Annotated in this window: 11 protein-coding genes; 5 read left to right on the top strand and 6 right to left on the bottom strand. The window is 49.8% G+C overall.

The annotated features are described in order from the left end of the window. Nucleotides 1-4 precede the first annotated feature (4 nt). From GEI7407_RS17230 to GEI7407_RS17220, 3 genes are all read right to left on the bottom strand, one after another. Nucleotides 5-1,057, bottom strand: a complete 1,053-nt coding sequence (locus GEI7407_RS17230; protein WP_015173492.1) for an agmatinase family protein — start codon at nucleotides 1,055-1,057, stop codon at nucleotides 5-7. 13 nt (nucleotides 1,058-1,070) lie between these two features. After that, complete coding sequence (ychF, locus tag GEI7407_RS17225; protein ID WP_015173491.1) at nucleotides 1,071-2,165, bottom strand: redox-regulated ATPase YchF; 1,095 nt, start codon at nucleotides 2,163-2,165, stop codon at nucleotides 1,071-1,073. A 171-nt stretch (nucleotides 2,166-2,336) separates the two neighbouring features. Further along, nucleotides 2,337-2,906: a superoxide dismutase family protein gene (locus GEI7407_RS17220; RefSeq protein WP_015173490.1), complete on the bottom strand. Its 570-nt coding sequence runs from the start codon at nucleotides 2,904-2,906 to the stop codon at nucleotides 2,337-2,339. A 205-nt stretch (nucleotides 2,907-3,111) separates the two neighbouring features. Here GEI7407_RS17220 and GEI7407_RS17215 point away from each other — a divergent pair, with 205 nt between their 5' ends. From GEI7407_RS17215 to GEI7407_RS17205, 3 genes are read left to right on the top strand one after another with little or no spacing between them, the layout of a single operon-like run. Further along, on the top strand, nucleotides 3,112-3,762 hold the full coding sequence (locus GEI7407_RS17215; protein WP_015173489.1) for a hypothetical protein: 651 nt from the start codon (nucleotides 3,112-3,114) through the stop codon (nucleotides 3,760-3,762). A 33-nt stretch (nucleotides 3,763-3,795) separates the two neighbouring features. After that, nucleotides 3,796-5,697 (top strand): AAA family ATPase, encoded by a 1,902-nt coding sequence (locus GEI7407_RS17210; RefSeq protein WP_015173488.1) that lies wholly within the window; start codon nucleotides 3,796-3,798, stop codon nucleotides 5,695-5,697. A 15-nt stretch (nucleotides 5,698-5,712) separates the two neighbouring features. Next, the gene (locus GEI7407_RS17205) at nucleotides 5,713-7,164 is read left to right on the top strand and encodes a DUF1802 family protein (RefSeq protein ID WP_041268512.1); all 1,452 of its coding nucleotides are present in this window, start codon (nucleotides 5,713-5,715) and stop codon (nucleotides 7,162-7,164) included. Between the two features lie 93 nt (nucleotides 7,165-7,257). Here GEI7407_RS17205 and GEI7407_RS20445 read toward each other — a convergent pair whose 3' ends face one another. Then, nucleotides 7,258-7,416, bottom strand: coding sequence for a YqaE/Pmp3 family membrane protein (locus tag GEI7407_RS20445; protein ID WP_015173486.1), 159 nt, complete (start codon nucleotides 7,414-7,416; stop codon nucleotides 7,258-7,260). A gap of 284 nt (nucleotides 7,417-7,700) precedes the next feature. Beyond that, a complete protein-coding gene (locus GEI7407_RS17195; protein WP_015173485.1) occupies nucleotides 7,701-10,079 on the bottom strand; it encodes a hypothetical protein in 2,379 nt (792 codons plus the stop codon). Between the two features lie 226 nt (nucleotides 10,080-10,305). Here GEI7407_RS17195 and GEI7407_RS17190 point away from each other — a divergent pair, with 226 nt between their 5' ends. After that, nucleotides 10,306-10,698: a hypothetical protein gene (locus tag GEI7407_RS17190; RefSeq protein WP_015173484.1), complete on the top strand. Its 393-nt coding sequence runs from the start codon at nucleotides 10,306-10,308 to the stop codon at nucleotides 10,696-10,698. 141 nt (nucleotides 10,699-10,839) lie between these two features. Here the strand turns inward: GEI7407_RS17190 and GEI7407_RS21840 are convergent, their stop codons facing one another. Further along, a complete protein-coding gene (locus GEI7407_RS21840) occupies nucleotides 10,840-10,974 on the bottom strand; it encodes a hypothetical protein (RefSeq protein ID WP_255347589.1) in 135 nt (44 codons plus the stop codon). 197 nt (nucleotides 10,975-11,171) lie between these two features. Between GEI7407_RS21840 and GEI7407_RS17180 the strand changes: the two genes are divergently transcribed. Continuing rightward, entirely contained in the window at nucleotides 11,172-12,281 is a 1,110-nt protein-coding gene (locus GEI7407_RS17180; protein ID WP_015173482.1) for an S-(hydroxymethyl)glutathione dehydrogenase/class III alcohol dehydrogenase, read from the top strand. The last annotated feature ends 1 nt before the right edge of the window (nucleotide 12,282 follow it).

Raw genomic sequence — 12,282 nt, 5'->3', positions numbered from 1 at the left:
ACAATTAGGCTTTGGTGTGAGACAGGCTCATGAGGTTGCAGAGCTTGTAAACCGCTCGGGCACCGACGTTGCCGTCCCATTCGTCGTTGCCCACTTCGCAAACGTCGAATCCGATAATCTGGCGATCGCTGTGCACCAGCTCCCGAAACAGGCAAAAGGCCTCCTCTAGCTCGAGGCCGCCGGGGACTGGAGTGCCGGTGTGGGGACAGAGCTTGGGGTCGAGGCCGTCCACATCGAAGCTGACGTAGACCTTTTGGGGTAGCTCAGCGACGATGTCTCGGCACAGGTCGCGCCAGGGGATGCCAGCGTAGCCCTTGGACTTGAGCAGGGGATCGTAGTAGCTGACGATGCGATCGCCGGACTGCTGCACTCGCTGCACTTCGTCGTGGCACACATCCCGAATCCCCACCTGAACCAGCTTGGAAATCTGGGGAATCTGGAGGGCATTGAACATGATCGAGGCGTGGGAGTACTGGAAGCCTTCGTAGGCGTCCCGCAGGTCGGCGTGGGCGTCGATGTGCAAAATCCCAAAGTCAGAATGGTGCTCGGCCAGGGCGCGCAGATAGCCCAGGGGCACGCTGTGATCGCCGCCGATCACTCCCACTCGCTTGCCGCCCGCGATCGCCCGTTTGGTTTCCCCATAGAGCCACTGATTCATCCCCTCGCAGGCTTGATTGATCTGCTGGAGGAGCTGTACCAGCGCGGGGTCGCTCTCGAGGGGCTGGCCCTGTTCGAGGTGGTCGATGATCCGGGCCGCCTGCTGACGGAGGGTGTCGCTCTGGTGGGCGATCGCCGCCGGAATCTCCTGCATAAAGATGCCGCTGCGCCAGCCCTCCGGATGGTCGAAATCGTACAGATCGAGCTGGCGCGAGGCCTCCAGGACCGCCCTGGGGCCTTGGGCCGTGCCTGCGCCGTAGGAAACCGTCACCTCCCAGGGCACCCCAAACACGATGGTTTGGGCGCTGTCGTAGTCAAAGGGCAGCCCGTAGAGATTGCCATTATCAACGCCGATACCGCTGGGGTCGTAGCTTTGGAGCCGATCGGTTGAGGTGCTCATGGGAGGCGGGACTCTAAACGTTGAACCGGAACAGCATGACGTCGCCTTCTTGCACGACGTACTCTTTGCCTTCGCTGCGCACGAGGCCCTTTTCTTTGGCCCCGGCCATTGCGCCACTGCTCACCAGGTCGCTGTAGGCGACGGTTTCCGCTCGGATAAAGCCGCGCTCAAAGTCGGTGTGGATGACGCCGGCGGCCTGGGGCGCGGTCATGCCAGCGTGGATGGTCCAGGCGCGCGTTTCCTTGGGGCCGGTGGTGAAGTAGGTGCGCAGGCCCAGCAGCTCGTAGGTCGCGCGGATTAGGGACTGGAGGCCGCCTTCGCTGACGCCGAGGGATTCGAGGAAGTCGGCGCGCTCTTCGATGGGGATTTCCACCAGCTCGGACTCGACCTGGGCCGATACGATGACGACTTGGGCGTTTTCTTGACCGGCGATCGCCCGCACCTGCTCCACCCACTCATTGCCGCTGGCGAGGTCATCTTCGGCGACGTTCGCAGCGTAAATGATCGGCTTACGGGTGAGCAGACCCAGGGCGCGGATCAGGGGCTCTTCTTCCTCGGGATGCAGCTCCACGTGGCGGGCCGCTTTGCCTTCGTTGAGGACGGCGGCGATCTTTTCGAGAATGGTCAGCTCGGTTTGGGCCTCTTTGCTGCTGCGGGCCTGCTTGCGGATGCGATCGATGCGGCGCTCCACTTGGCTGAGGTCGGCGAGGGCCAGCTCTAGGTTGATGACCTCGATGTCGCGGACCGGATCGACCGAGCCTGCCACGTGAATGATGTCGTCATCGTCAAAGCAGCGCACGACGTGGACGATAGCGTCTACTTCGCGGATATTGGCCAAAAACTGGTTTCCGAGGCCTTCCCCTTTGCTCGCGCCTTTGACCAGGCCGGCGATGTCCACAAACTCGACGCGGGTGGGGACGATCTGCTCGGAGGCGGAAATTTTGGCGAGGACTGCGAGCCGCTCATCGGGCACGGCGACGACGCCGACGTTGGGCTCGATGGTGCAGAAGGGGAAGTTGGCTGCTTGGGCTTTGGCGTTGGCAACCAGGGCATTGAACAGAGTTGATTTTCCGACGTTGGGCAGGCCAACAATTCCGGCTCTCAGCATGGTGGGCGAGGAGGTAAGCGTGGGATTGGGTGGGCGATCGCCCTTCGAGGCTGCGGCGCTGGGCCTGGGAGTCAGGCGAAACGGCCCGCAAAATCGGCGCGATCGCGGTTAGCACAAAGAGCATTATGAACTGGATCGCGATCTGCCTCCAGGGAAAAACGCGATCGCGCTCTAGGCTGCGTCGGGGCTGCTGATCACAATGGTGCCGCAGCCGATGCGATCGCCCGCATTGCCGACAGGCTGGCCAAAGTCGTCTTCATCAGCGTGAATAATCAGGGCGCGACCGGCGATCGCGTAGGGGCCAGAGCTGAGGGCCAGACCGGGCACGGTCACCTCATAGGTGGCCTCGCCTTTTTGGTTGACCTCGATGTTGCCCAGGTCGCCCGCGTGGGCATTCTGGAAGCCGTCCTTGGGCAAGTAGCCGTGCTTCACGCCGTCGGGGTTGTAGTGGCCGCCTGCGGCGGTGCCCCGCTTGGCGCAGCTCCCAAACTCGTGAATGTGAAAGCCGTGCTTGCCATCGGGCGCGTTGTCCAGGACAGCCCGAATTTCCAGGCCGCTGGCCGTTTCGCGAAACCAGGCTTCACCGGTCACATCGCCCGATTCGGAGGTGCCTTGAATAATGGCTTTGGCCACGACGGGAGCGGCGATCGCCGCCTGCCCCGAAAACAAGCCGCTTGCGCCGAAAAATCCGAGAATCAGGGCTGCGGTGAAAGCAAAGATGCGCTTGAAAATGATTTTCATCCTGAATTTCGCCAACGCTGCCCTTTTATTGTAGGAATTTCTGTCGGTGAGCGATCGCTTCCTGAATCAGAGTGCGATCGCTCAACTTTGTCAATTTAACTTAAATACAAACTTTTCTTTCTATCGCTGATAACCGGGCTACTGCTGCGGGAATTCTGGTTAGTGAACCTCGTTCCAAACCGTTATCTATCCAGGATTGATTTCTATGGCTCTGAAAGGCTCAGATGTTGATGCCAAGGTGCGTCTGCTGTTGGCGCTCTGGGAATTGGGCACGGCAAATCCCGAGGTAAAGCGCGGCGATCTGAATCGAAAAATTGTCAGAAAAGGTGAGAAATCTGGCGACTATCAAAAATTTATCGACGAACTAGAGAAAAAAAGCGCGATCGCCTTTGTTGATGTCCAGAAGCGCAAGCTCACGCCTCAACGCGACGTGGTTCGCGACGCGCTGCTGGCCAGTTTGCGCTCCAACTTCTCCTTTTCGGCCCAGGTCGGCAAAAACACGGCCAATACGCTGCTACAGCTGATCCGCGAAGCTGGCGCGAGCCCAGCGGCTGCCCAGACCCCGGTCGACGCGATCGCCTCCTACGACGCCTTCAAGCAGGCAGCTCTCGAAACCTACGATCGCCTCAACCGCGACTACAACCTAGAGGACCTCGTCCCCATCTACCGCCTCCGCCGCGAAATGGGCGATCGCGTCTCTCGCTCTGACTTCAACGAGTGGGTGCTCAAAATGCAAACCGAGGACCTCTTCCAGCTGGTGGGCGGAGAAATGCTCGACCTCACCCCGGACAAGGTCGAAGACTCCATCAGTACCAAGCTCAGCGGCCTAAGACTCTACGTGCAACGCCTCTACTAATCGCTCCTGTCAACCCTCTGCTTTTGGATAGTAATGAACGCTAATACCCTCTCGGCTGAGATGATTTGTGTCCTCAAATCTGCCAACCCTTTCAGTCGATCGCCAGTTGTCACCAATCAAGATGTCTGGGGCAAAGGATTTCCAGACTTACAGTCTCACAACGCCCACGCGTCTGACGCAGTTCTAAAAGCTATCGAAAACAGCAGAAATGGCCAATGCGCTAAAACTTCTATCGTGTTTTCGGCTGAACCAGGTGTTGGCAAAAGCCATGTAATCAGCCGCATTCACCATCAAATTCAAAAGCAGGGGGGGACAATCTTTGTTTATGCATCTTTTGGTAAATTCAGTGACTTAAGTCGAATTAAATATCAGTTTCAACAAATTCTCTCAGAGAGCTTGATGCAAACTGGTAGCGAGGAGGTCTCTCAATGGCAAGAATTAGCAGTTCTGCTCCTAAAGGATATTTGCAGAGTTAAATACCCTAAAGTTAAATTGCCAGAGACATATCCAAAGGTTTTCGAAATGTTTTCGAAAACAATACCAAAGAATCCATCTCTTTTGGATAACTTGGTTACGGCAGCAAGGCAGCTCGGTCTTCAGGGTCTTGATCCAGATATTATTCGCGCGATCCTTTTGACATTGTCAAATGATTGCTCCTACGCGATGAAGTGGCTTTCCGGTAAAGATCTAGCTGAGAAAATCGCTGATCGCCTAGTTTTGCCCAATCTTGATAGAGAGGAGAGAGAACAGCAAACCTTCGATGTAGTGCGTCAACTGATCGATTTTATTGGCCATTATCGAGAACTAGTTATTTGTTTTGATGAAATTGACGGTACAGGCTGTGATGATAGTGGATACTCCAAAGCTCAAATTGTAAGTCAGCTTGTAAAAGATCTCTTCGATAACTTGACTAAGGGCATCATTCTGACCGTCATGATGCCTGCAACTTGGAAAGAGCAAATCCTGGCCTTAAGTACAGGCTCTGGAATCGCCGATCGCGTTTCCTCTCATGGAGATATCATTCGTCTGAACTACCTAAATGAAAACTCTGTCGTTGATCTAGTCAAACTTTGGCTGCAAGAGTTTTATGCCGAGAAAGGTATCAATCCTCCTACCCCTCTTTTCCCTTTCGAAGAATCTCAACTCAGAGAGATTGGACAAGAGCGACCCACTGTTCGAAAAATGCTGAAATGGTGTCAGCAAAACTGGCATATTTCTCCTGATATCATTGTTGAACCTGATCCTTTGATAGAAAAAACAAAGGTTGAAGACATCTTCACTAAGTTGATAAATGACCAAAAAGTCGATCTGTTAGATGATGTTGATTTGTTAGATGAAGCTTTACGTTTTTCATTCTCAGAGCTTGTGAGTAAGACAATTGAAGGGGTGAAAATTACTGACGTCGAGAAAGTAGAGCCTGCTAAAGAAAACAACGGATACATCAACTTCAAGATTGTCGGAGAAGAAGAGGGACAAAAGATTGTCATTGGCATTTCAATCCGCCAAGAGTCTAGCTGGCAATCTGTAACAGCAGGTTTGAAAAGGCTGATAAATTATGAAAAGTTTGGCTTGACCCGAGGTTGTCTATTGCGATCGAAGGAAATTAATTCAAGCTGGTCTGCTTACGCTATTGTTCAAAAGCTTCGCTATGAATTAGGAGGTGAGTGGGTTTCGCTACAAGAGCAAGACTTAAAGCCCCTAGTGGCAGCCTGCTTGATTAGAAACTCAGCTGCTGAATACGAAGTGCTGCCAGAAGAACTAAAAGCGTTTCTTGAGCAGAATCAAACTCTTGAAAAGAATCCCTTGATTAAAGAAATTATGAGCAAGCCATCGGGTGAGTTGCCTGAGGGTTTATCACCGGATGAAATGCTTATCAGTTTCCCTAGCAGTGACGATTCGGATGAGTCTGATGACTCGGGTTTGACGTTTATCTAGTTAGTAGCATCCTAAATGCCTTCCATTGATTCAGCCCTGTGTCTACCACTATTGGAAATTTTTTCCCTTGCTCAGGGCCGTATAATCGTTGCTCTGCCTGGAATTTTTATTAGTCCAGGCAGATGCTTTGCGATTCATCCAGTTAGCCAAGAGATACCAGATTTCGACCAGGCAAATGGGTATCAGCCCGGTCTTTTGGCAATGGCGCAAAGCGCTGAATTCAAGAAGTTTCAGGCTGAGTCGGTGGGGCATTTGTGGGCGCAGTGTGATGCGTGCCAAGTGGTCGACCCTGCGGAGATTGGGGCTCACCAACTTTTTGCCTGGACTGCTTGGAACCAGACTGAATTTCAAGCCCGCCTGGCGAACCTAAAACCTGTTTTCTGGGCTTATTTACGCCTGTTTCGATCGCCAGATCGCTATGAAGTCAATGAAACAAAAAATGGAAAGTTCGTACCTCTAGCACATCCCATCAAAATCGACGAAAGCCAGAGCGTTTTATCTCAAGAGGCTTTTGCGGAGCGTTGCCAGCGTATCAAAGAGCGATCGCAACCAGACCACACGGCGATCGCAGGGATTCACGACGCTCTGATGACCACTCAATCAGTGGCCTCAGAAACAGATTCGCTAATTATCAAAATTCGTGATTTCCTGGGCTGGTCTCCGCTTGAGCAATCGCCAGCAAGCCCAGAAGAAAACTGGGCAGATCTCATCGTCGCGTTGGGCGATCGCAGCCTCGAAAATAAGCAGAAAAAAAGTAACTACCAGGCAGGTACTGACTTTGAAAATATTGTCCGACAGAGTCTAGATTTTTTGGGCTTCCGGCTCGATGAAGCCTATCGGGGTGGTGCTGGAGGACTGGATCTGTTCTGCTCTGCTCCCTATCCCATGGCGGTGGAGTGCAAATCTGGTAAAACCATTCCCGATCAAACGGCTGAAGAGCTTGATCGAATTGGTAAGCGCCACTTAGAGGGGCGATATTTAGAGGCTGTTCGGCTGATCATTGGGCCTGGTAAGCCAACAAAAAACCTAAAGCAATCAGCCCTTATTTCTAAGATTTCAATTATTCATCCCATGTCTCTACAGCAGTTGGTCAAGCTTCATCAAAACTATCCTGGCTCAGTCAACTTGGTTGAGCTAAAAAATAAATTGAATTTTGGCCAAAGCGATGAAGCAATTCAGGCCTATATTAATGAAATTCTAGAGCGGCTTCAATTGCGATCGCACATAGTTGCCTCTATCAAAGAACTAGAAAAATTCGAGAAAAAAGCCTTTCCAGCTTTAGAAGTAAAGGCCCATTACAACGCTGCCTTCGCGAGGGAAACAGGCCGCCCGTTAAACGATCAGCAAGTTTATGAGCTGTTGATTGAGCTTTCGTCGCCTCTGGCGGGATATGTGGGTCGAGAGGGCGATCGCTTTTATTTCCTGCGAGATCTCGTGATCGAACTCCCAGCAAAAGCCCCGCTCTAGCAATTAGAAAAAGCGGGGTAAAAGTAGTTCTGAAAATTTGAGGAAGCGTTTTAGAAATTGAGATGGTTCTCTATTTCTTATTGAGATGGTTCTCTATTTCTTAGCGATTACCCAAATAGCATGAACAATTCCGGGAATATAGCCAAACAGCGTCAGCAAAATGTTGATCCAGAACTGAGGGCCAATGCCGACCTGTAGAAAAACGCCCAGCGGCGGCAGGAAAATCGCGCAAATAATTCGAATAAGGTCCATTTTTAAAGCCTTGAGAGGTTTGCCACTATTTTCCCAAAAATCTTACATTTCAGCAGCTTTTGCTGCCTTCGTGTGACAGATCTTTGCAAGATTACTTCTAGGTGTTGAGCATTTACTCTTGGAGCTTGATATGTCGATCTCGACTGAGCCGTCTGGCGCTGTACCACACTATCCTTGCTATCCATCTGGTAAGACCTGCCTTTTTTGAGCGGTCCTATGGAACCTTAACTTTACCTACTGTTAATAACAAGTCATAGACTACTATCTAAGCACGTCACCTAATTCTACTTCTGCTTCTCTGCATCCTTGAAGGCCAATATCACCCGCTCTACTTGCCTTGGTGCTCCCATTTCCTTAAATATCTTAATTGCTTTATCACGATATTCCAGCCCTTTTGTGATTTTGCCCATGCCTTGATACGTTAAACCAAGCTGATAATAAGCTTCGCCCAAATCGCATTTGGCTCCAATAAACTCTAGAATTTGAATGGACTCTAAATGGCTATTGATGGCCTCTAAAAATTTTTGATTCTGACGATAAATTTCTGATAATCCAATTAAAGATTTTGCTTTGACTTGAGGATAAATATTTTCGTCGGCAAAGAAAATAGCATTTTGATAACCTTCTAGCGCCTTTTGGGTATATCCTAAATTTTTATAGGTTAAGCTTAGATATATAAATTTATATCCTGTGGCCCATTCTGATAAATTTGTTTCTTCTGCTTGAACCTTATTTAAAAAATATAATGATTTATCTTTAGCGCTGATGCATGAATTTAGAAATGCTAAGCAGAAGAAAGATGTCTCTGTATATCTCTCTTTGCGATAATTAAAATTATCCACAAGTGAAAGACATTTTTCAAAGTAATTTATGGCCTCTTCTAATTCCCATAAGTCTATCTTACATAAACCTATATTAATGAGAGAGGTCAGCTTTAATCCATAAGTTTTTAGCTCAATTTCATGTTCTAGACTTGATGAATTATTTAAATATATTTTAGCTATCTCTCCTGACATTTGATGATATTCTATTGCTTCATGGATGCTGCCTAGCATCCATGTTGAATCACCCAATATATTGTATATCTTGCTCTTATGATATCCAAAATTTATCTCTCCTTTTATTTTGTGAATTAAAGAATTTATTTGTTTTATTAATCCAAGCCTACACAAGGAAATGCCAAGAGGCGATCTTTTCGATAATTTATTATTTCTCTCAGTTGTGAGAACAATACATGCTTTCTCAAAATCGTTGATCTCAAGATAGTGATAATAAGCCTCAAGAGCAATTAATGCATCTTTTGTAGATTCAACTGACAAAATGCTTTTTGTCCAAAAATTTGATGCTCTACAGTTGACTTCCATCCATTCTTCTTTGGTTCTCAATCTTCTGATTGCTTCTGATCTAATCACTGGATGTAGCCAATACTCATAATTCTTCGTCTCAATCAAAGCACGAGATTGTAGATCTTGAAGCACTCTCTTTTTCTGTGACTCTTCTATGTCCCAGAGTAAATGGATAACAGCATCTATTGAGATGGTAGGTATATCTTGATAACGAAAGCATCCTAAGCGATAAAGTAATTTATATGTTTCTGGATAAATTTCTTGTAAGCGATTAAATTGTTCGGAAACTAAGTTTTCCAAAGTTGGATTAAGCAACAAATTGGCTTGATTAAGCTGCCAAAAATTTTCTAAATTGCCATCAAAGTCAATTTGAATGGCACTACTAAGAATTTGCATTGCTTTGGCATTGCCGCCATAGGCATGATGCATTTCCTTTAAAGCAGATGTATTGGTTTTAATATCACGACTGCTAAAAAACTCTTGCCATGTGGTTTCGTCGAGTCCTTCTAAGCGATAGTCTCTAATTTCGACAGATGGTTCACACAAGCGCTCGCGACTAGTAATCAGGGTGAGCGATCGCGCTCCTGGATCAGCCAACACCCGCAGTAGATCAACGTAAGGCCGACGATTTTCAATGAATCTGCCATTTTTATCGAGGGCAGGCTCCAAGTTGTCGATCAAAATGCCAATGCGCTGGTTTGGGGCACGCAGCTTTTGTCGTAGTCGCTCTAGATTGACCCCAAAGTCTCGTCCAGGCTCCTCTCCAAAATTTTGCTGAATCCAGCGCTCTACCTCGCTCTCTACGGAGTTAATGCTCTGGATTTCCTTCGCCATCCAGATTTCTAAAATTGTGTCGAAGCCATGGGTATTCAGATACTGCCAAGCCAGCGTTGTTTTTCCCACACCACCCGGCGCACAGATCGTAATGATTTTTGCCCCTTGGCTTGCTAATGAGGTGATTTGAGCGATCGCCCCTTCCCGTCCGACGAAATTGGGGTCTGTGCTCACAGACTCTTGAATGATGGATTTTGGCTCTTGAGCGGTTTTCCCTCCAGCCCAAGCACTATTTGCTGCATGCCGTCTCAGGACTGCTCGGAAGTTACTTTTTGTGACCTTCTCTCCAAAGCCCTCTGAGAGTAGCCGCCACAGCTCACAGCCAACTCTGCGCAAGTAGGCGTGGTCGTAACCTAGCTCTATGGCGATTTCCGGATACTTTAGCCCTTCCCAGCACTGCCGAAAAACCTGCTCTTGAATATCGTTTAGGTGCTTTTCGCCCAAAACAGAATCAACAAGCTGTATTGCTTCCTCATCAGTCATAGAGCACCAGAGTTAAATTCTCTCTTCAGCAGATGTGATTTTTTACACATTTAAGCACATCTTTGCCGAGCTGATACGAATACTGGTTCACACTTTTGGATGCTTTTTAAGTTATTTTCTATTACCAAAAGTTACAGGCTAATCTCATATTTTTTCTTCAGAAGCGCATGCAATAGCTTGCTGCTTCAACACAAATATCTAAACCTCGACCTAAAAAGGACTAATTATGAAGTGCCACGCTTCTTTCTCTCAAGCACTCAAAGCATCCTTGGCCGTTTCATTCTTCCTCTCAGCCCCATCTGCCTTTGCCCAAAACCTTGAAATTGCTCCTGTGATTGATCGCAACGAGCCAATTGTGGTAGATGGAACAGCCTTTCAGGTGATGGACTCATTGCCCATTACTGTGAATCGCCATCAGCTAGAAGGGTCAGCAATTCAATATAGCAAAGTGAGCACTGATGGTCGCTATAAATTGCTGACGATCCTGCCTACTATCACGCAAAGTCGAAAGGAGGCTCAAGAACCTACACCCCACCAACTCTATAGGCTGGGAGTTGCCCTAGATCAAGAAACAGGAGAAAAGATGAATGTGGCATTGCCAATTCGCTTTGAACCGTAACTAGATTCCTTTCTCAACTTATAAGCCTCTTCTCTCTGAAGAGGCTTTCCTCCCTTGTTCGGAGATGATTCTTATGCGTGAGGATTATAAGCCTGCCTTGAGAATAGCCTGGAAAGTGCTCCAGCTCTTTCTTCTCTTGTGCTATGGATTGGCGATCGCTCTGTTAATTTCTGCCTTGTTTGGTAGAGCTGATGCTTTAAATTTTTTGTTGCCTGCGATCGCATCAATTCTTTTGCGAATAGCTGCAATCGTCTTCTTCTTTTTGGCAACCGCCATTATTGTCGAATCTTTACGTTGACTCCAAAAAACAGAGAATTTTTTGACCCTTCTTGCTTGCCGTATCCGTCGGACTGATCGCAAATAAGAGGAAATAAGCTGTTACCAGCACTTTTAATAAAGCCTTTCGATGCTGCGATCGCCGTTGGGGCCGATAATTCTAACGGCCCTTGCCCTAGAAATGATTGAGAAACCCCATGGAAATCAGAGCCGCTGTCGCCTACGAACCCGGTAAACCCCTCACCATCGAGACCGTCCACCTCGAAGGCCCCAAAGAAGGCGAAGTCCTCGTCGAGCTCAAAGCCACCGGCGTCTGCCACACCGACGCCTACACCCTTTCGGGGGCAGATCCTGAGGGCCTCTTCCCCGCCATCCTCGGCCACGAAGGCGCAGGCGTCGTCGTCGAAGTCGGCCCCGGCGTCAAAAGCCTGAAACCTGGCGATCACGTCATTCCCCTCTACACCCCTGAGTGCCGCAACTGCGAATACTGCCTCAGCGGCAAAACCAACCTTTGCCAAGCCATCCGCACCACCCAGGGCAAAGGCCTGATGCCCGACGGCACCAGCCGCTTCTCCGTCGGCAAGCAAAAAATCCACCACTACATGGGCACCTCGACCTTTGCGAGCCACACGGTCCTGCCCGAAATCGCCCTCGCCAAAATCCGCGAAGACGCTCCCTTTGACAAAGTCTGCCTGATTGGCTGCGGCGTCACCACAGGCATCGGCGCCGTCATCAACACCGCTAAGGTCGAGCCCGGCGCCAACGTCGTCGTCTTCGGGCTGGGGGGCATCGGCCTGAACGTGATCCAGGCGGCCCGCATGGTGGGAGCCAACATGATCGTCGGCGTCGACCTCAACCCCGCCAAGCGGCCCCTAGCCGAAAAGTTTGGCATGACCCACTTCGTCAACCCCTCAGAGGTCGAAGGAGATCTCGTTCCTTACTTGGTCGACCTGACCAAGGGCGGCGCGGACTATAGCTTTGAGTGCATCGGCAACGTGAACGTGATGCGCCAGGCCCTCGAGTGCTGCCACAAGGGCTGGGGCGTCAGCGTGATCATCGGCGTCGCCGGAGCGGGCCAGGAAATCAGCACCCGGCCTTTCCAGCTGGTGACGGGCCGCGTCTGGAAGGGGACCGCCTTCGGGGGCGCCAAGGGCCGCACCGACGTGCCCAAAATCGTCGACTGGTACATGAACGGCAAGATCGACATCGACTCGCTGGTCACCCACACCATGCCCCTGGATCAAATCAACGACGCCTTTGACCTGATGCACCGGGGCGAGTCGATCCGCAGCGTGATCACGCTATAGG

This window comes from Geitlerinema sp. PCC 7407, from assembly GCF_000317045.1.
Classification (GTDB): domain Bacteria; phylum Cyanobacteriota; class Cyanobacteriia; order PCC-7407; family PCC-7407; genus PCC-7407.
The sequence above is the reverse complement of the archived record's forward strand: the minus strand, read 5'-3'. Positions and strand labels throughout refer to the sequence as shown.

Coding starts and splice junctions, on each gene's coding strand:
- ychF (WP_015173491.1), bottom strand. CDS start 2,165: ATGCTGAGAGCCGGAATTGTTGGCCTGCCCAACGTCGGAAAATCAACT.
- GEI7407_RS17215 (WP_015173489.1), top strand. CDS start 3,112: ATGGCTCTGAAAGGCTCAGATGTTGATGCCAAGGTGCGTCTGCTGTTG.
- GEI7407_RS17180 (WP_015173482.1), top strand. CDS start 11,172: ATGGAAATCAGAGCCGCTGTCGCCTACGAACCCGGTAAACCCCTCACC.
- GEI7407_RS17220 (WP_015173490.1), bottom strand. CDS start 2,906: ATGAAAATCATTTTCAAGCGCATCTTTGCTTTCACCGCAGCCCTGATT.
- GEI7407_RS17195 (WP_015173485.1), bottom strand. CDS start 10,079: ATGACTGATGAGGAAGCAATACAGCTTGTTGATTCTGTTTTGGGCGAA.
- GEI7407_RS17205 (WP_041268512.1), top strand. CDS start 5,713: ATGCCTTCCATTGATTCAGCCCTGTGTCTACCACTATTGGAAATTTTT.
- GEI7407_RS17210 (WP_015173488.1), top strand. CDS start 3,796: ATGAACGCTAATACCCTCTCGGCTGAGATGATTTGTGTCCTCAAATCT.
- GEI7407_RS17190 (WP_015173484.1), top strand. CDS start 10,306: ATGAAGTGCCACGCTTCTTTCTCTCAAGCACTCAAAGCATCCTTGGCC.
- GEI7407_RS17230 (WP_015173492.1), bottom strand. CDS start 1,057: ATGAGCACCTCAACCGATCGGCTCCAAAGCTACGACCCCAGCGGTATC.
- GEI7407_RS20445 (WP_015173486.1), bottom strand. CDS start 7,416: ATGGACCTTATTCGAATTATTTGCGCGATTTTCCTGCCGCCGCTGGGC.
- GEI7407_RS21840 (WP_255347589.1), bottom strand. CDS start 10,974: ATGGCGGTTGCCAAAAAGAAGAAGACGATTGCAGCTATTCGCAAAAGA.